We start from the raw sequence: 18,399 nt of genomic DNA, 5'->3' as shown, positions 1-18,399 counted from the left end.
TAGGGAATTAATAATTAAAAATTAAAAATTAAACATCGCAGGTAGGAAGCTGAACATTAATCATTAAAAATTAAACGTCAACCATTAAAAATGAAGCTCCGCTTTGCACTGCGCAGCCCTTTAATTTTCAATTTTTAATTATGAACGACCCTGTCGTTCAACTCTGCCAGCTTGGCATTGTTCCAGCGGTCGGTTGTCCCCACCAGGTAGCCGGTGATGCGTTGCAGCTTGTCGATATGCTTGCTGCCGCACTTCGGGCATTCTTCCAGGTTTGGGGTGGAGTTTTCGTGGCCGCACTCCAGACAGCGGTTACGGTTGTGGTTTACCGAACCGTAGCCGATGTTGTATCGGTCCATCATGTCCACTACACGCATAATGACTTCCGGATTGTGGGTGGCGTCACCGTCTATCTCCACATAGAAGATGTGTCCGCCGCGGGTCAGTTCATGATAAGGAGCCTCCACTTCCGCTTTGTGGCGGGCGCTGCATTTGTAGTATACGGGCACGTGGTTGGAGTTGGTGTAGTAGTCACGGTCTGTGATGCCCGGCAGCGTGCCGAACTTTTTACGGTCGATGCGGGTGAACTTGCCCGACAGCCCTTCGGCAGGAGTGGCAAGCACGCTGTAGTTGTGCTGGTATTGCTCCGAGAACTGGTTGGCACGGTCGCGCATGTAGGTCACGATTTTCAGTCCCAGCTCCTGGGCTTCGCCAGATTCGCCGTGATGTTTTCCGAGCAATGCCACGAGACATTCTGCCAACCCGATGAAACCGATTCCCAGTGTTCCCTGGTTGATGACGGAAGCAATCGTATCGTTCGGTTTCAGCTTCTCGCTGCCTATCCACAAGGCAGACATCAGTAGCGGGAACTGCTTGGCGAAGGCGGTCTTTTGAAACTCCATGCGCTCGTGCAGCTGGCGTGCGGTCACTTCGAGCATACTATCCAACTTGGCAAAGAACCGGGCGATGCGCTGTTCCTTGTCTTCGATGTTCATGCACTCAATGCCCAGACGGACGATGTTGATGGTAGAGAAAGAGATGTTGCCGCGTCCGATGGAGGTCTTCGGTCCGAAACGGTTTTCGAATACACGGGTACGGCATCCCATGGTAGCAACTTCATGCTGGTAGCGTTTCGGGTCATCGGCTTTCCAGTCCTCGCTTTGGTTGAAGGTGGCGTCCAGGTTCAGGAAGTTCGGGAAGAAACGCCGTGCCGTCACCTTGCAGGCCAGTTGGTAGAGGTCGTAGTTGCGGTCTTCAGGCAGGTAGCTCACACCCCGTTTCTTTTTCCATATCTGGATGGGGAAGATGGCGGTTTCTCCGTTTCCTACCCCTTGATAGGTGCTTTTCAGCAGCTCGCGGATGATGCAGCGCCCCTCGGCAGAGGTGTCTGTGCCGTAGTTGATGGAGCTGAACACCACTTGGTTGCCGCCGCGTGAGTGGATGGTGTTCATGTTATGGATAAACGCCTCCATGGACTGGTGCACACGCGATACGGTCTTGTTGACGGCATGCTGTACGATGCGGTCCTCGCCCGTCAGTCCGTCCAACGGCTGTAGCAGATAGTCGGCCAGTTCCTTCTGATAGAGGTGTGAATAGTCTTTTCCATTCAGTTCTTCCAGGTTCTTGACTTCCTCGATGAAGCTGTTGCGCACGTAGGGGGCAAGGTAGAAATCGAATGCAGGGATGGCTTGTCCGCCGTGCATCTCGTTTTGGGCTGTTTCCAGCGAGATGCATCCCAGGATACTGGCAGTCTCGATGCGTTTGGCCGGGCGCGATTCGCCGTGTCCGGCAGAGAAGCCGTATTTCAGAATATGGTCCAGCGGATGTTGCACGCATGTCAGGCTCTTGGTGGGATAATAATCCTTGTCATGGATGTGCAGATAGTTCTGGGTGACAGCATCCAGCACTTCTTCACTCAGCAGATAGTCGTCCACAAAAGGCTTGGTGGTTTCGCTGGCAAACTTCATCATCATGCCCGCCGGGGTATCGGCATTCATGTTGGCATTTTCGCGTGTGATGTCGTTGGACTTGATGTTGATGATTTCCAGGAACATGTCGCGCGTCTTTGCTTTGCGGGCAATGCTTCGCTGGTTGCGGTAAGCGATGTATTTCTGGGCAACGTCCTTGCGGCTGCTCTTCATCAGCTCCACTTCCACCAAATCCTGGATGGCTTCCACCGTCATCTGCGAATCTCCCTTGAAAGAGATGCGGTCCGTAATCTGGTGTATCAGTTGCAGGTCTTCCCCCTTGTCTGTATGCAACATGGCTTTGCGGATGGCCGTTGCTATTTTTTCTTCGTTGAATCCGACGACGCGCCCGTCGCGCTTGAGTACTGTCTGTATCATAACCTTTTATGCTTAAATGTGACTGTCTTTTTTAGTTTAATTGCGGAAACAAAGATATTATAGTTATTGATAGGTTTTGCTTTTTGGAAAACTTTTTGTGGTTTAAAAAGTGTTAATTTGTTGATTGTTAATGATGTAATTGTTTAAAGTGGAAAACTTCTAATGAAAAATAACTTTTAAAGTTATTCATTACTGACTATTATTGCATGCATAAGCATCATCTGATTTCGAAGTGTCAAATGAAGATAAATCTTTTGGGCAGATTGTGAATCTTCGATTTTTTTAGTTATATTTGCAACGAATTGGTTTATTTAAGGTTTTTAGTCCTTGATAATACTTCTTGTTGCCATTCGATTGTATTGCTTTGCTGCTCATGGTATTGGGGCAAAAGTATCATTATTATAATAATCAAAGAAAGGATGAACATGGCAAATGTATTTCCTCCGTTTAAAATTGATATAGCTGGGGCTTTTTGTGTACCTCGTGCATTGAAGGATGTCCGCGAGCAATATCAGAACGGGCAGGTGAGCCGGCAGATATTGCAGGCTGTTGAAGATGCGGAAGTGCGCAGTCTGGTGGAACGGCTGGAGCTGGGAGGCATGAAAGTTGTTTCCGATGGTGGTTTCCGAAGTCGCGATTTTTTGGAAAGCTGGGAGGGTATTTGTTCCAAAGACGGCCGGCCTTTCTCCGAAGGCTCTCCTTTGGAGATTACAGGACGGCTCAGTTTGCTACGGCATCCTATTCTGGAAGAATTCGCATTTCTTGATTCCATTGTGGACGGAGGGGTGATGAAAAAACAGCATATCCCTTCGCCGGCAGAGGTTATGACCCAGATTATTCAACGTGTGGAGCGGACTCAGATAGAAACCGTTTACTCCGACATCCGGCTTTTGACGGATGATATTGCTTCCTGCTACAAATTTTTGCTTACCAAACTTTATGATGCAGGCTGCCGCTACGTCCAGTTCGACGGGGTACATTCGGTGATAATGGAAGATACCATCCGGCTCAACAACCGGGTTTTGCGTGAGCGTCCTGCAGGGATGTATGTTGCATTCCATGCACCGACGGACATGCTGGTGCAACTGCATGGGGCCGATGCTTATTTCCTGAATTACGACTGTGGCGCGTGCGACCGTAACCGTCTGCTCTGGTTCATACACGAGAAGGAAGCGGTGTTCGGTTTCGTGCTGTCCCATTATCCTCAGGAAGACGAATTGGATGAATTGCAGGCAAAAACCGAAAGTGTATTGAACTATATTCCTTTGAAACGTTTCACTTTATGTCTGCCGGATGCCAATGCGCTTCTTTCGCCTTCGGAGGCCGATGAGGAGAAACAGTGGGAAACCGTAAGGTTGGGGATGGAAATGGCTGCGCGTATCTTCTCTTGAAAAACGCCGCATTCCATCATTCCGAATGCCACACTTCAGCAAGGGAAATGCCACACTTCACAGAGGCAAATGCCATTGATTGGGCCTCGTGAAGTGTGGCATTTCGATTGACGAAGTGTGGCACTCCTCTTTTAGTCTCCGGTGTGTCCGGTTTATTATTTGACAGCTTCGGCTATCTTTTCCTGAAGCTCGTCACCGTGCAGTCCGCGTGCAAGGATAGTTCCTTCACCGTCAATCAACACAGTGTGGGGGATGCTGCTTACGGCATAAAGCTGTGCGCCTTCGCAGTTCCAGTATTTCAGGTCGGACATTTGCGGCCACGTGATGTTCAGCTTCTTGATGGCTTCTTTCCATGCGTCAGCACTCTGGTCCAGAGATACGCCTACAATCTCGAAGTTCTTGTTCTTATATTTGGCGTAAGCTTCCACCAGGTTGGGCATCTCGCGACGGCAGGGGCCGCACCAGCTTGCCCAGAAGTCAACAAGGACAACTTTGCCCTTGCCTACGTAGTCGGACAGTTTTACCGTTTTTCCTTCCGGCGTCTGCATCTCGAAGTCTGTAAACTTCTGGCCTACGGCAGTGGCTTTCATCTTTTCAACGTTGTTCTTTATCTTGACGATGGCTTCGTCGTTGTCGTAAGCTGCAGGGATTTGGGGCATCAGCGGGTCGAGGTCTGCCACATCCATGTAGTAGTAGTTCTGCTTCAGCAGGAGTACACCCACCGGGTTGGTGATGTTCTTGTTGATGCCGGCTTTGATGGCGGATATCATGCTGTTTTCCAGATTTTCCATCTCTTTGCTTTTAGCCTCGCGTTGTTCGTCGGTCAGGGTGGTGTCCGACATGGATTCGTAGATAGTCATCATCTGTTTGTTCAGGCCGTTGATTTGGACTCTGATTTCCTGGTAGGCATCATTGTTGGCAGTACCGGTGGCAGAGTTGTTTTCCTGCGACAAGTTGATTTTAATCTTGCCGTTTTCCAGGAAGAAGTCGATGGCTGCGCCGTCTTTTCCTTCGGCTTTGTAGGAGATGTAGCGGTTGACAGCAGTATCTTGTGTACCCTTGAAGGTGAATGTTCCATCTTTGATGACAGCAGAGTCCAATTTTACGAATTGGCGTCCTTCCACGGTTTCCAGATATACGGTGTCGCCGTCGGCTGCACCCTCTACAGTTCCGGTTACGGTGTAACCGTTGTTTCCACTGTTACAAGCTGTAAATACAGCGGCTACAGCGAGCAGATAAGTAAACTTTTTCATTGTTTGTTTTTTTAATGAATGATTATAGCTGCAAATATAGTAATAAAAAATCCCCTCCGATATGAACCGGAGAGGATTTTTATAGTTTTAATCCCATTTTTAGCGATAACGCTGTGCTTACTATTATTCGGCAGCAGCTTCTTCAGCAGCAGGGGCTTCTTCGGCAGGAGCCTCTTCGGCCGGTGCTTCGGCAGCGGCTTTTGCAGCAGCTTCAGCAGCTTTCTTTTCAGCCAGTGCTTTTGCTTTTTCTTCGTTTATCTTCTTTTCAGCTTCCAGACGTGCTTTTGCTTCAGCTTTCTTAGCTTCGTCTTCCTTAGCCTTCAGAGCAGCCAAACCGCTTTGTTTGTTGTTCTTCCAGGCTTCGAACTTAGCATCAGCTTCAGCTTCGCCGAATGCGCCTTTCGCTACACCGCCCAGCAAGTGCTTCTTCATGTAAACACCTTCGCGAGAGAGGATGTTACGAACTGTGTCAGTAGGTTGTGCACCCTTCAACACCCAGTCAAGTGCGCGGTCGAACTTCAAATCTACTGTGGCAGGATTGGTGTTAGGATTGTAAGTACCAATCTTCTCAATAAATTTACCATCACGTGGTGCTCTTACGTCTGCAATAACGATAGAGTAGAAAGCGTAGCTCTTACGTCCATGTCTTTGCAATCTGATTTTTGTTGCCATTTAATTAAAATGTTTTTAGTTAATGATTTGAATTATGCTACTATCTCGTAATAGCGAGTGCAAAGGTAAGAAAAGATTTTGAGTTTTGAGTTATGAGTTATGAGTTATTTGTTGGCACGAGGGGTGTTTTTTTTAAATGTTCACACAACGTCACCCATAACTCATCACTTATCACTCATCCTTCTCCCGAGTATTTCCTGGGGTATCTCAGCAGAATGGCGAGTATGGCGCATGCTCCCATGCAGAAGGGGTAATACAGGTTTCCGATGATGCTGATGGGTGAAATGCCGGCAAGTCCGGAGGCTATCAGCATTTGCGCTCCGTAGGGGATGATGCCTTGCACGAGGCATGAGAAGGTGTCCAGTATGCTGGCTGTTTTCCGGCGGTCCAGGTGGAAGCGGAGGGCGATGTCCTTGGCTATGGGGCCGGTGGTGATGATGGCAATGGTGTTGTTGGCGGTACAGAGATTGGCGATGCCGACCAGGGCGGCGATGCTGAATTCGGCTCCCCGCTTGCCGCTGACGTGGCGGGTCAGCCGGGAGATGATGAAGTCGATGCCGCCGTTGTAGCGGATGGTCTCGAGCATGCCTCCGGCCAGCAGGGTGATGATGATGAGCTCGCCCATGCCGGTGATGCCCGTTCCCATGGCTCCGAACCAGTCGAAGAAGGCGGTGCCGGTATAGATACCGATAATTCCAGTAGAGAGGATGCCCAGCAGCAGTACCAGCATGACGTTGACACCTGCTACGGCCGTGCCCAGCACGATGAGGTAGGGGATTACCTTTATCCACTCGATGGTCTGCACTTGGGGCGGGGCGGAGACGGACAGTCCTTGAAAGATGTAGAGACCCAGCACGACAAGAGCTGCGGGGACTACAATCATGAAGTTGACGCGGAACTTGTCCCTCATCACGCAGTCCTGCGTCTTGGTCGATGCAATGGTGGTGTCGGATATGAAGGAAAGATTGTCTCCGAAGAACGAGCCTCCCACCACGATGGCGACCATGTAGGGCAGGTCGATGCCCGTCTTTTCCGCCAGTCCCACGGCTACGGGAGTCAGTGCGACGATAGTTCCTACGCTTGTTCCTATCGAGAGGGAGATGAAGCAGGCGGCAATGAAGATGCCCGCCAGTAGCAGGTTGTCCGGCAGTATATGTAAGGTCAGATTTACGGTCGCATCAATGGCGCCCATCTGCTTGGCGCTTTGGGCGAATGCTCCTGCAAGGATGAATATCCATACCATCAGCATGATGTTCTTGTTGCTGGCGCCTACGGAAAACTGATAGATGCGCTGTTCCAGATTCAGGCCGCGCGTGATGGCGATGGCATAGCAGGACGAGGTGAGGAAGGCTACCGTGATGGGGACTTTATAGAAGTCGTTCACCAGGAGCGAGGTCACCAGGTAGAGGCAAAGGAACACCGCCAACGGGCTGAGTGCCCACCAGCCGCCTTTGGTTTTAGGGGTTGTATCGGTTGTTGCTGACATAGTTGTATTGTTTGGTTGAGATTAATGTTTCACCACAGATTTCTATCTTTCAATCAATTCCATGTTAATCGGTGTTATCTGTGGTGAAATCAATTCCGTCGCAAAGGTAACAAAAACAAAGGGCGGCACAAAATGGTTTTGTCCCGCCCTCCATATATCAGCCTTTAATTTTCAATTTACAAAGTTACTCCGGTCTTGAAGATGGCTATTTCCTTGTAGCCTTTCTTTTCGTTGTTCACGAATTCACCGCTTGCTACTTTGATGATATACTCGATGAAGCGTTCGCAGGTTTTCTTCATCGGTTCGTTCTCGACGATAACTCCGGCGTTGAAGTCTATCCAGCCCGGCTTGTTCTTTGCCAAAGTGGAGTTGGTGGAAATCTTCATGGTCGGCACATAGGTTCCGAAGGGCGTTCCGCGTCCTGTGGTGAACAGCACCATGTGGCATCCGCAAGAGGCAAGGGCAGTGGCGGCTACAAGGTCGTTTCCCGGAGCAGACAGCAGGTTCAGTCCCTTTACTTTCAGGCGTTCGCCATACGGAAGTACCCCTTCCACGTAGCTTGTGCCGCATTTCTGTGTGCATCCCAAGGCTTTGTCCTCCAATGTCGAGATGCCTCCCACCTTATTTCCCGGAGACGGGTTTTCACCTACCGGTTCACCGTGTGAAAGGAAATATTCCTTGAAGTCATTAATCAGCTTCACCGTGTCCTCAAACAGCTCTTTGGTGCGGCAGCGGTTCATCAGGATGGTTTCTGCACCGAACATTTCCGGCACTTCCGTCAGTACGCTGGCACCGCCTTGTGCTACGAGGAAGTCGGAGAACATGCCCAGTAGCGGATTGGCGGTGATACCGGAGAAACCGTCCGAACCGCCACACTTCAGGCCTACGCGCAGTTCGCTTAAGGGAATATCCTCGCGCTGGTCCTGGATGGCTTTGGCATAAAGTTCGCGCAGCAGCTTCATTCCTTCTTCGTATTCATCGCCCACCTTCTGAGTCATCATAAACTTTACGCGGTCCTGGTCATAGTCTCCCAGGAACTCGCGGAACACATCCGGCTGATTATTCTCGCACCCCAAGCCTACCACGAGTACGGCTCCCGCATTGGGATGCAGCACCATGTCGCGGAGGATTTTCTTTGTATTCTCGTGGTCGTCGCCCAACTGGGAGCAGCCGTAGTTATGGGGATAAGCCATGATGGCATCCACGCCCTTTCCGCCCGTTTCGCGGCGCAGGCCTTCGGCAAGCTGGTTGATGATTCCGTTCACGCAGCCCACTGTCGGAATAATCCATATCTCGTTGCGCACACCTACGTCGCCGTTCTTACGTTTGTACCCTCTAAAGGTCAGGTTTGGCGCGCCGGTATTGAGGTTTAGAGTTGTAGTATTGAGGTCTACGTTGACGGGGTTGTATGTGTATTCCAGCAACCCGGACAAGTTGGTCTTGATATTGTTTTCATTCATCCAGTCCCCCTGCTTCTGCGCTTTCCGGGCGTGGCCGATGGGATATCCGTATTTAATGACGTTTTCGCCTTCCGCAAAATCTTTCAGTGCGAATTTGTGTCCGGCAGGAACATCCTCGTTCAGGGTGATTCCCTTTCCGTCCACCGTGAGTTTTTCACCGGCCGGGAGTGCTGTGATAGCCACTGCAACATTGTCGGCAGGGTTGATTTTCAGGTACTTTGCCTCCATCTTTTAAAATTTTCCATTTACCATTTACAATGTACAATTTGGCTGCGCTGCATTAGTATTAGTCCCCTTCCGCATGGCCGAATTGTACATTGTAGATGGTACATTGTACATGCAACTATTTATTGTAATAAAACTCTATATTCTCCTTCGTCAGCAAGTCAATCGGCATGAAGTTTTCCCTTGTGATTTCCTTCTTCAGAATCAGGTATTCGCACAAAGCCTTGATGCCGTCGAATCCTTGCAGGGTGGGCTGCTGTGCTATGAGGAAGAAGATGCTTCCCTGCTTCAGGCAGTCTACGTTGCGTTGCAGCAGGTCATAGCCCATCAGGTTGAAGCCCTTTTTCTCTTTCTTCAGCAGGTATTCCCCGATGATGTATGCTTTGGAGTTGAAGGTGATTCCGTTCTTTACGGTAGGATGCTCTTGGAAGAACTCGTCCAGCATCAGTGTGTCTTCGCTGTCGCGCTTGGCATGCAGGTCCAGTTCCCAGATGCGGCAGGCGGGATGATGCTCCTGCATGTATTCGCGGAAACCTATTTCGCGGCGTTCCTGCTGGTTCGACCCCACGATGCCTTCATTTATCTTGCGGAAGATGACGATTTCCTGCGCGTCTTCTCCGGCAAGCAGCATCAGCATGCGGGCGGCAAAATATCCGCTCTGGTGCGAGTTCTGCCCGTAGAAGGAGAGGGCGGGCTCTTCCTTTATGTTGGAGTCTATATATATATAAGGTATATTATGTTGCGTCAGCTCATCCGTGAAGGGCTTGGTGTATTGCGGAACGGTGGGGGCAAACATCACTCCGTCCGGCTCCAGTGCCAGAATCTGTCCGGAGGCTTCCGCGAATGAATGATAGTCATACGGGTCATAGTAGGAGAGGTGCACAGCCACGTTGAAATCAGAGTAAGTCTCTACGGCGTTGTGTATGCCTGTCTCCACGTCTGTCCAGTATTCGCCTTTCTCGTGCAGTGGCAGCAGGCAGGCAAATGCGTACTTCTTGTTCGAAGCCAGTGCGCTGGCATACATATTGGGCTGGTAATCCAGTTGTTTCAGGATTTCTTCCACCCGCTTCCGGCTGGACTCGGACACACCGCTACGCCCGTGAATCACACGGTCGACGGTTCCCACGGATACATCGGCCATCTTGGCGATATCCTTTATTCTGACTCTTTCCATCTGTATATTTACGATTTAACGATTTACGATGTACGATTGATGTTGCTTTGGCTACGATTCTACAATGTAATCTCAATCGTCTAATCGTAAATCGTCCCATCGTACATCTTCTTGTGCTCGCACACAATTATAATCTTAATATTTTCGATACAAATATATGATAATTTTTTGTATTTCAAAAATTGTTGTATCTTTGTGCCCGTACACGAAGACTGTGAAGAACGAATATTATTTTGATTTACTCTCCATAGTTTCAGGTGTTTAAGTTCTGTTTATACCTCGAAATGATAAATTGAAAGGAAACAAATTAATTTCATATTAAAATAAAACATAGAAAGATTATGGGAAAGAAAGTAGTTACATTAGGTGAAATCATGCTGAGGCTGTCTACTCCGGGAAACACCCGTTTTGTGCAGTCCGACTCTTTTGATGTGGTATATGGCGGCGGCGAGGCCAACGTGGCTGTCAGCTGTGCCAACTACGGACATGATGCTTATTTTGTAACCAAGTTGCCGAAACATGAAATAGGCCAGTCGGCTGTCAACGCATTGCGCAAGTATGGCGTAAAGACGGATTTCATTGCGCGTGGTGGTGACCGTGTAGGTATCTACTATCTTGAGACCGGTGCTTCCATGCGTCCCAGTAAGGTAATCTATGACCGTGCACACTCTGCCATTGCTGAGGCAGATGCGGCAGACTTTGATTTCGATGCCATCATGGAAGGTGCAGACTGGTTCCACTGGTCAGGTATCACTCCCGCCATCTCCGACAAGGCCGCCGAGTTGACCCGCCTGGCTTGCGAGGCTGCCAAACGTCACGGCGTTACGGTGTCGGTAGACCTCAATTTCCGTAAAAAACTCTGGACCAAAGAAAAAGCCCAGTCCATCATGAAGCCTTTGATGCAGTATGTGGATGTCTGCATCGGCAATGAAGAGGATGCTGAACTCTGTCTGGGCTTCAAGCCCGATGCAGACGTGGAAGGCGGCAAGACGGACGCTGAAGGCTACAAGGGAATCTTCAAGGCGATGGCGAAGGAATTCGGCTTCAAATACGTAATCTCTACGTTGCGCGAGTCTTTCTCCGCTACCCACAACGGCTGGAAAGCAATGATTTACAACGGCGAGGAATTCTACGAGTCAAAGCGTTACGACATCAATCCTATCGTCGACCGCGTAGGTGGCGGCGACTCTTTCTCAGGTGGTATCATCCACGGCCTGCTGACAAAACCCAACCAGGGTGCCGCCCTCGAATTTGCAGTAGCCGCTTCCGCCTTGAAGCACACTATCAACGGTGACTTCAACCTTGTTTCCACAGAAGAGGTAGAAGCGCTGGCAGGAGGGGATGCAAGCGGACGAGTACAACGCTAAGCTCATTTACGATTTGACGATTTACGATGTACGATTGAAATTACTTCTACAGTGAACTCGGAGGAATTGAAAATACGATTGAAGGTGTTCTCTTTGAGAATAATCAAGATGGTAGATTGTATGCCTAATCGGATTTCGTCAATGGCTATAGCTAAACAAATAGTACGTTCAGGGACTTCACCTGCTGCCAATTATAGGGCAGCTTGTTTGGGAAAGTCTGATAAGGATTTTCTGAATAAACTGAAAATGGTAGAGGAAGAACTGGATGAAACTATACACTGGTTGGAAATTATTGCTGAAAGTGAGATGATTCCTGCTAATAAACTGCTTGGGTTGCAACAAGAGGCGCATGAATTGTATAAAATAATAGTGAGTTCTATTGTCACTACAAGAAATCGGTTAGCAAAGGAAGTTTGAATCGTCAAATCGTAAATAAAAAGAATAGATATAAAGTAAAGTAATATTAATCGTAAATCGTAAATCGTAAATCGTAAATCGTCAAATCGTAAATAAAAAGATGAGTAAATTTGATAAAATCTCAGTATTGAATAAGATTGGTTCTACCGGCATGGTGCCCGTCTTTTATCATAAGGATGCAGAAGTTGTAAAGAAAGTTGTAAAGGCTTGTTACGATGGAGGTGTTCGTGCGTTCGAATTCACGAACCGTGGTGACTTTGCCCACGAGGTGTTTGCGGAAGTTGTGAAGTTTGCGGCCAAAGAGTGCCCGGAGATGGCTATGGGTGTAGGTTCCATCGTTGACCCTGCTACTGCGGCGCTGTACTTGCAGTTGGGTGCATGTTTCGTTGTAGGCCCGTTGTTCAACCCGGAGATTGCCAAGATTTGTAACCGTCGCCTGGTAGCCTATACTCCGGGATGCGGAAGCGTTTCAGAAGTGGGCTTCGCGCAAGAAGTAGGGTGCGACCTCTGCAAGATATTCCCGGGCGACGTGCTTGGTGCCAAACTCGTGAAAGGTCTGCTGGCTCCGATGCCCTGGTCCAAGCTGATGGTGACCGGTGGGGTGGAGCCGACTCAGGAAAACCTGACCTCCTGGATTAAGGCGGGTGTGTTCTGCGTAGGTATGGGTTCCAAACTCTTCCCGAAGGATAAGGTCGCTGCCGAAGACTGGACTTACGTTACAGAAAAATGTAAAGAAGCTTTGGGGTATATTGCCGAAGCAAGAAAATAAATAAGAAATTCATTTTGTTTAAAGGTGTTTAAAGGGGACAGCTATCGAAGCGTTTCGGCGCTTCGGTGGCTTGTTTTTTACTGGAAAGTATACTCCCGATGAACAACAAACTGTTTATAAGTGTAAACTACACCCTTAAACTCTAAAACAATGTTATAAAACATGCGAAAAATGTGCCGGTATTTTGCGTGCGCGGAGAAAACACTTACCTTTGCAGTGCAGTTGGGAAACTGCATTTGGATTTGATAAATAATAAAAACAGTTTTCAATAAAGGATATTAGTTGTTAGGTAAAAGGATTGAAAATAGATTTTTTTCATAAGCTAAATGTTTTGAATAAATAGGTAAATTAGGTAAAGGTAAAAATTGGATTTTGAAGTTTTCAGAATAGGTAATTGAAGTTTTATTTTTCAGGTAAAGAGAAAGATTGATTTTTAGGTAACATTGACGCAGTTTAAAAGAAAAGCCTTTAAGGCTTTTCTTACAGGGGCGAGGGGTTCGTGAGAGCTTGCTCGTTTTTTTATTCCTATATTCTTCGCATTTTTTGTATATTTTGTCCGGACTCTACTTCTTTTTTGTATCTTTGTGTCGGATACCCATTAAAAACAAGCAGCAACTCTAAAGCTTAAATAGCTCTGAATTTGGAACATATATTGAATATATTCGATTGGCTTTTATACATATGGTTTGCAATAAACATACTGTATCTATTGGTTTACAGTCTGGCGTCACGCCGGCGTGACCTGCCTATGCCCCCTCCAGCCAAGGAACACAAGCGTTTTGCCATACTGATTCCTGCCTACCGCGAAGATGCCGTGATACACGAGTGCGTCCATTCATGTCTGGAGCAGGATTATCCCGCCGACTGTTTTGATACGGTTGTCATTTCGGACCGTATGCAGCCCGAAACCAACGCTTCCCTCGCTGTGCTTCCTGTCCGCCTGGTTGAAGTGCATTTTGAGAAAAGCACCAAGTCCAAATCTCTGAATGCCGCCATGGCTGCCATCGGCAATGACTATGACATCGCTTTGGTGCTCGATGCGGACAATGTCATCCCTTACGATTATCTGAGTGATATTAACGACCTCTTCGCCAATCCGGAAGTCGAGATTGTGCAGACCCACCGGAGTGCCAAGAACCTGAACAATGACATGGCCCTGCTCGATGCCATCAGTGAGGAAATCAACAATACCATTTTCCGTCTGGGGCATGCCAAGCTGGGCTTGTCGGCTGCCCTTATCGGTTCCGGTATGGCGTTCCGTTATGACTTGTTTCGTGATACGATGGCTGACATCAAGGCTGTGGGCGGTTTCGACCGTGAATTGGAGCTGACCCTGCTCTATCGCGGCAAGCGTTTTTATTATCTGCCCGAAACCTTTGTGTTCGATGAGAAGATACAGAACACCGGCGATTTCTCCCGTCAGCGCCGCCGCTGGCTGTCGGCACAATGGCACTACTGCCAGACTTTCGCCAAGTTTCTGTGGAAGGCGCTTGTTGCGCGTAACTGGGACTTCTGCGACAAGCTTTTCCAGCAGCTTTCCATTCCCCGCCTGCTGTTGATGGGCTTCACGTTCCTCTTCTCCGTGTTGTTTACGGTTTATCGCTGGACGTGGGGACTGAAGTGGTGGCTGCTTCTGGTTCTGCTCGCTGTGGCATTGCTCGTTGCCGTTCCCAAAAGATTCTGTACCAGCCGCCTGGCAATGGCCCTGCAAAAGATACCTTACACTTTCCTGCTGATGGCGGGAAATATCTTTAAGCTGCGGGGGGCAAACAAGAGCTTTATACATACCAGGCATGGGGTGGTGGAAAAATAGAAAGGGATACACAATAAACAAGTCTATAAGCAAACAAATGATATACGGAAAAATCACTTTAGAAGATTGGCGTACAGCCTGCGTAGAGGGAGAAGAGCCGGAATCTTCTTTTGAAAGTTATAATCTGAGACTTTTCTTTTTCGGAACTTTGTATAATCGGGACACCTTGCAGGCAACTCCGGATGATACCAATGCCAAGCTTGCTGCCGATGCGTTTCTATCCGATCCGGCATATGGCTTTTCACGCCTGGACGGTTCGTTCACCATAGTATATTATTCAGAAAATGAATGCGGAGTGGTGCGCGACCATCATGGCACGCATTATCCCGTCTATTGTCACATTGATGGTAATTTTGCCACTTCCTGGCAATTTTTAGAGGACCAGCTGGAAGAAAATTTCGAGCCTAATCTGGTTTCATTGAGTACATTCCTTCAGCGTGGCATTTTGAAGAAGAATAATTTCGCCCTATTCGATGTTCATTCTTTAGGTGCCGGCGAAAAGTTCTACATGTTGACAGAGCTTGGTTATCTGATGCCGGTTTGGGCTTCTGTAAAGTTAGAGACACAGGCGAACGTACATTCCATGTTTGATTCGCTGAAGGAAAGAAATCCCGGCTTATATGAAAAGGTGGCAGATGACATTTATTGTCTGAAGCGCGACAGCGTTTTTGAGCATGAACCCAAGGTGGTGACTGAACGGAATCCGGATGTCGAGGCCTATTCCCGCCGTTATGGAGAATTGCATGCGCAAGCCATCCGCCGGCGTATCGGCCATAGCCGCAGGGTAGGTATCCTGCTGAGTGGCGGCTATGATTCCGGTTCAAACCTTGCTGCGCTGCGCAGCATTTACGACGGACAGATTGACTCCTATTCCGTAGGCTTTAAAGGGGATACCTGGACGGAGCTGCCCATGGCCCGCCTGATGTCCGAAACTTTTGGTACCCGTCACCACGAGTACGAGATTGACGGTACGGAAATCAGTGCCTTGCCCGACATTGTCCGTTTTCTGGGTGAGCCTTTTATGGAAGGTGGGCTGATGGTAAACTATTGTGCCATGCGCATGATAGGCGATGACAAGCCCGACGTGATTTTGGGAGGTGACGGCAGTGACCAGTATTTCGGTACTTCCGGCCGTGAAGTGGCGCTGCATTATTTAGCCGCCCGCATAGGATTGCGTCCCTTGCTGCGTGGCATCAACCGTCTGCTGGAGCATGAAACCTTTGATACCGGCGGAGAGCTTTCCCGCATCAATTTCCATTTGGATAAGATACTTCATATTCTGGAAGGGGAGCGTTTCGGCTTTTCCGACTCTGCCTTGTGTGCCCTTCTGCAAAATCCGAAAGAAGATTTTGAGCCGGTAAAATCACTACGGCCCGATATCCACAGTTTCGAACATCTTTACGCGCAGCATGCCATTCTTTCCGATTTGGAGACTGTAATCAACCGTATCATTCTTTTCAAGGCTTCCAGCATGGCACGCATGTTCGGTAACAATCTGACGTATCCTTTTATGGACCTGGAGCTTTTCCATTTCCTGCAGGAGCTGCCGGTAGGGTTGAAGTGCAGGGGCAACAGTGTACTGGACATTGCGCGGGGCCGTTCCGTTTCTAAATATCTGTTAAAGCACCATTATAAACCTTTACTTCCCGAGGCCATTACCTTGAAGAAGAAGCAGGGCGGTTTTGCACCTATGCCACTGTTCTTCCGTGATAGGGCCCGACGTGCTTTCTTTAAGGAATTTATTCTTGCTTCCGGCATTATGGACAACTATCTGCGTCGTGATGCAGTGGAGAAGTTTCTTACAGATTATGAACAAGTTGCAGAGAAGGAGGGTGGTTGGTTCTGGCATAGGCAGAACAAGGCTTTGCAATATTTCAATCTGTTGACGCTTGTTGTGTGGTGGGAAGAGTTTGTGGAAGGCCATGAGGTGAAATTCTGAAAATATGATTGAAAGCATGAAAGTTTCCATTATTATTCCGGTTTATAATGTTGCCAAGTACATAGAACGGTGTTTGTTGTCCGTGTTGGACCAGACTTGGCAGGATTTGGAAGTCATTCTTGTGAATGACTGCACTCCGGACAACTCTATGGAGATAGCCAGACGGGTGGTGGCTTCGCATCCGCGCGGAACGGTGGTGAGATGTCTGGAACATGAAGAGAACAGAGGGCTTTCTGCTGCAAGAAACACCGGTATTTCAGCGTCTGTTGGCGATTATCTGTACTTCTTGGATAGCGACGACTATATTTCAGCGAATGCAATAGAGCTTTTGGCGGATGCAGCGGTGCAGAAGCGACCGGATTTTGTGATAGGCAATTACGAGGTGACCGGCGCCAGACGTTGGGCTCCTCCTTTATCATTAGGCACCGGGTTTTATGAAGGGAATGCTCTTGTACTTTCCACTTATGTGCAGGGAAAATGGTATGTCATGGCATGGAACAAGCTGGTGAGTCGTCCCCTCGTTTTGCAGCATAAACTCTACTTCCAGGAGGGCATTGTACACGAGGATGATTTATGGTCATTTAAGTTGGCATGTATGTCTCAAAGTATGTATGTCGTCAATGAGACCACTTACTATTATTCCATGCAGCCAGATTCCATCATGCGAGCGCCGTCTATGCGTAATTTGGAATGTCGTGTGCTGGTGCTTGGTTATATCTACGACTTTATCCGGTCTTCCCGGTGTTTGCAGGATAACCGGCTGATATATATATACTTTGAGAGTCTGAAGGCGAAATATTTTGACCGTATTCTGTATTTCACGAAAGACACATCCTTTCATTATCAGAGTTATTTGGTATTCAGGAACAAAAAGTATGCGTCTTTGTTGGAGATGACGGGCCTGCGTCCCGAATGGAAGCTGATGTTGCAGAACATCCATTATGTGCTTCCTACGTATGCCGGCTATCTGTATTTTAAGGCTTTTGTAAAGTCAGCCTACTATTTGTTGGTGTTGTCTATAAAAATGAAGGCAGTGTTTCATGTAAAATGAGCGAATATGAATAATCTTCCGGAAATATCCGTTATAGTACCCGTTTATAAGGTAGAAGAGTACTTGCCCCAGTGCATTGACAGTATTCTTGCACAGACCTTTACGGATTTTGAGCTGTTGCTGGTAGATGACGGGAGCCCTGACCGTTGCGGGGAGATTTGTGAAGAGTATGCCGGGAAGGATATGAGGATACGGGTGTTCCATCAACAGAACAGTGGCGTTAGCGCTGCACGTAATATAGGATTGCAGCATGCTAAGGGTACATATATTGTTTTTGTGGATTCAGATGATTGGGTTTCCACGGATTATTTGTTGCATTTATATAAGAGCCTGCCCGATACGGGTATTGGTTTGGTGATGGGAGGAGCTTTAAAATATTCAATTGATGGTAAGTTAATAGGAAAGATTGCACTTCCGGAAATATTATTAGGAAGTAATATAGGTGAAGGTTTTGCGGAGTATGGCCTTGACCGTTTTGGATTTTCTTGTTCAAAACTATATAGTGCGGAATTGATTCGTGAAAATAAATTATGTTTTGATTGTAATGTCCATTGCATGGAAGATTTGATTTTTATGATGGATTATATATTGCTTTCAGATTATATTCTTCTTTGCAATTTCATGGATTATAATTATAGAATAGCATATTCTGCAGAAACTCTTTCTTCCCGTATGAATACATACAGCGATGAATACAATCTTTTTTCAGCTTATAGAGGCAGAATGGAAAGATTTGAGGATATTTATTATTTGTCGGATGAGCTTACCTACTATTTGAGGCACTCCGTAAGTTTGGTTTTTCAGCGTGTATTGCTATCCCTCCATGCTAATTGCTATCCATTCAGGCAACGGATATCTTGTTTGGAAGATTTATTGTCCAAGGAAAAGGAATGGATAGAAGAAAGATTCATGCCAGATTATAAAGCAGATTGCATAGCGAAATATCTTCTTTGCCACATGGGAGGCGGTTTCTTTGATTGCTGGATTTCTTTGTTACGTTTTCTCCGGTTCAAAAAAAGTTTCGGAGTACATTGACATAA

The 18,399-nt window shown here is 47.7% G+C and carries 14 protein-coding genes; 8 read left to right on the top strand and 6 right to left on the bottom strand.

Features of this window, described 5'->3' with window-relative positions:
• Nucleotides 1-134 precede the first annotated feature (134 nt).
• The gene (locus DW800_RS06395) at nt 135-2,342 is read right to left on the bottom strand and encodes an anaerobic ribonucleoside triphosphate reductase (RefSeq protein ID WP_035448722.1); all 2,208 of its coding nucleotides are present in this window, start codon (nt 2,340-2,342) and stop codon (nt 135-137) included.
• Between the two features lie 419 nt (nt 2,343-2,761).
• On the opposite strand from DW800_RS06395, the gene DW800_RS06390 reads away from it, so the two are divergent.
• On the top strand, nt 2,762-3,733 hold the full coding sequence (locus DW800_RS06390) for a hypothetical protein (RefSeq protein ID WP_005827419.1): 972 nt from the start codon (nt 2,762-2,764) through the stop codon (nt 3,731-3,733).
• 155 nt (nt 3,734-3,888) lie between these two features.
• On the opposite strand, the gene DW800_RS06385 is transcribed toward DW800_RS06390, so the two are convergent.
• The 5 genes from DW800_RS06385 to DW800_RS06365 all read right to left on the bottom strand — a co-directional run bounded on the left by DW800_RS06385 (nt 3,889) and on the right by DW800_RS06365 (nt 10,003).
• Entirely contained in the window at nt 3,889-4,986 is a 1,098-nt protein-coding gene (locus tag DW800_RS06385) for a TlpA disulfide reductase family protein (protein ID WP_035448721.1), read from the bottom strand.
• Between the two features lie 123 nt (nt 4,987-5,109).
• On the bottom strand, nt 5,110-5,658 hold the full coding sequence (locus DW800_RS06380) for a 30S ribosomal protein S16 (protein WP_005837359.1): 549 nt from the start codon (nt 5,656-5,658) through the stop codon (nt 5,110-5,112).
• A gap of 175 nt (nt 5,659-5,833) precedes the next feature.
• Nucleotides 5,834-7,144: a Na+/H+ antiporter NhaC family protein gene (locus DW800_RS06375; protein ID WP_119957916.1), complete on the bottom strand. Its 1,311-nt coding sequence runs from the start codon at nt 7,142-7,144 to the stop codon at nt 5,834-5,836.
• A 176-nt stretch (nt 7,145-7,320) separates the two neighbouring features.
• Nucleotides 7,321-8,832: a UxaA family hydrolase gene (locus DW800_RS06370; RefSeq protein WP_119957915.1), complete on the bottom strand. Its 1,512-nt coding sequence runs from the start codon at nt 8,830-8,832 to the stop codon at nt 7,321-7,323.
• 115 nt (nt 8,833-8,947) lie between these two features.
• Nucleotides 8,948-10,003: a LacI family DNA-binding transcriptional regulator gene (locus DW800_RS06365; RefSeq protein WP_005827435.1), complete on the bottom strand. Its 1,056-nt coding sequence runs from the start codon at nt 10,001-10,003 to the stop codon at nt 8,948-8,950.
• Between the two features lie 341 nt (nt 10,004-10,344).
• Here DW800_RS06365 and DW800_RS06360 point away from each other — a divergent pair, with 341 nt between their 5' ends.
• The 7 genes from DW800_RS06360 (at nt 10,345) to DW800_RS06330 (ending at nt 18,394) form a co-directional block, all read left to right on the top strand.
• A complete protein-coding gene (locus DW800_RS06360; protein WP_005837352.1) occupies nt 10,345-11,370 on the top strand; it encodes a sugar kinase in 1,026 nt (341 codons plus the stop codon).
• Between the two features lie 51 nt (nt 11,371-11,421).
• Nucleotides 11,422-11,787, top strand: coding sequence for a four helix bundle protein (locus tag DW800_RS06355; RefSeq protein ID WP_080650799.1), 366 nt, complete (start codon nt 11,422-11,424; stop codon nt 11,785-11,787).
• A gap of 100 nt (nt 11,788-11,887) precedes the next feature.
• A complete protein-coding gene (locus DW800_RS06350; RefSeq protein WP_119957914.1) occupies nt 11,888-12,556 on the top strand; it encodes a bifunctional 4-hydroxy-2-oxoglutarate aldolase/2-dehydro-3-deoxy-phosphogluconate aldolase in 669 nt (222 codons plus the stop codon).
• Between the two features lie 640 nt (nt 12,557-13,196).
• On the top strand, nt 13,197-14,369 hold the full coding sequence (locus DW800_RS06345; RefSeq protein ID WP_119957913.1) for a glycosyltransferase: 1,173 nt from the start codon (nt 13,197-13,199) through the stop codon (nt 14,367-14,369).
• 37 nt (nt 14,370-14,406) lie between these two features.
• Nucleotides 14,407-16,308, top strand: coding sequence for an asparagine synthase C-terminal domain-containing protein (locus DW800_RS06340; RefSeq protein WP_119957912.1), 1,902 nt, complete (start codon nt 14,407-14,409; stop codon nt 16,306-16,308).
• A 16-nt stretch (nt 16,309-16,324) separates the two neighbouring features.
• Nucleotides 16,325-17,359 (top strand): glycosyltransferase family 2 protein, encoded by a 1,035-nt coding sequence (locus tag DW800_RS06335; RefSeq protein ID WP_243634909.1) that lies wholly within the window; start codon nt 16,325-16,327, stop codon nt 17,357-17,359.
• 6 nt (nt 17,360-17,365) lie between these two features.
• A complete protein-coding gene (locus DW800_RS06330; RefSeq protein ID WP_117703255.1) occupies nt 17,366-18,394 on the top strand; it encodes a glycosyltransferase family 2 protein in 1,029 nt (342 codons plus the stop codon).
• The last annotated feature ends 5 nt before the right edge of the window (nt 18,395-18,399 follow it).

The organism is Bacteroides sp. AM32-11AC, assembly GCF_003603515.1.
GTDB lineage: Bacteria > Bacteroidota > Bacteroidia > Bacteroidales > Bacteroidaceae > Bacteroides > Bacteroides uniformis.
Note: the sequence above shows the minus strand (reverse complement) of the source record. Positions and strands in the feature narration are given on the sequence as shown.

Bases quoted from the DNA above. Each gene is read 5' to 3' on its own strand.
- DW800_RS06335 (WP_243634909.1), top strand. From the start codon at position 16,325: ATGAAAGTTTCCATTATTATTCCGGTTTATAATGTTGCCAAGTACATA.
- DW800_RS06390 (WP_005827419.1), top strand. From the start codon at position 2,762: ATGAACATGGCAAATGTATTTCCTCCGTTTAAAATTGATATAGCTGGG.
- DW800_RS06395 (WP_035448722.1), bottom strand. From the start codon at position 2,342: ATGATACAGACAGTACTCAAGCGCGACGGGCGCGTCGTCGGATTCAAC.
- DW800_RS06370 (WP_119957915.1), bottom strand. From the start codon at position 8,832: ATGGAGGCAAAGTACCTGAAAATCAACCCTGCCGACAATGTTGCAGTG.
- DW800_RS06350 (WP_119957914.1), top strand. From the start codon at position 11,888: ATGAGTAAATTTGATAAAATCTCAGTATTGAATAAGATTGGTTCTACC.
- DW800_RS06340 (WP_119957912.1), top strand. From the start codon at position 14,407: ATGATATACGGAAAAATCACTTTAGAAGATTGGCGTACAGCCTGCGTA.
- DW800_RS06360 (WP_005837352.1), top strand. From the start codon at position 10,345: ATGGGAAAGAAAGTAGTTACATTAGGTGAAATCATGCTGAGGCTGTCT.
- DW800_RS06385 (WP_035448721.1), bottom strand. From the start codon at position 4,986: ATGAAAAAGTTTACTTATCTGCTCGCTGTAGCCGCTGTATTTACAGCT.
- DW800_RS06375 (WP_119957916.1), bottom strand. From the start codon at position 7,144: ATGTCAGCAACAACCGATACAACCCCTAAAACCAAAGGCGGCTGGTGG.
- DW800_RS06365 (WP_005827435.1), bottom strand. From the start codon at position 10,003: ATGGAAAGAGTCAGAATAAAGGATATCGCCAAGATGGCCGATGTATCC.
- DW800_RS06380 (WP_005837359.1), bottom strand. From the start codon at position 5,658: ATGGCAACAAAAATCAGATTGCAAAGACATGGACGTAAGAGCTACGCT.
- DW800_RS06330 (WP_117703255.1), top strand. From the start codon at position 17,366: ATGAATAATCTTCCGGAAATATCCGTTATAGTACCCGTTTATAAGGTA.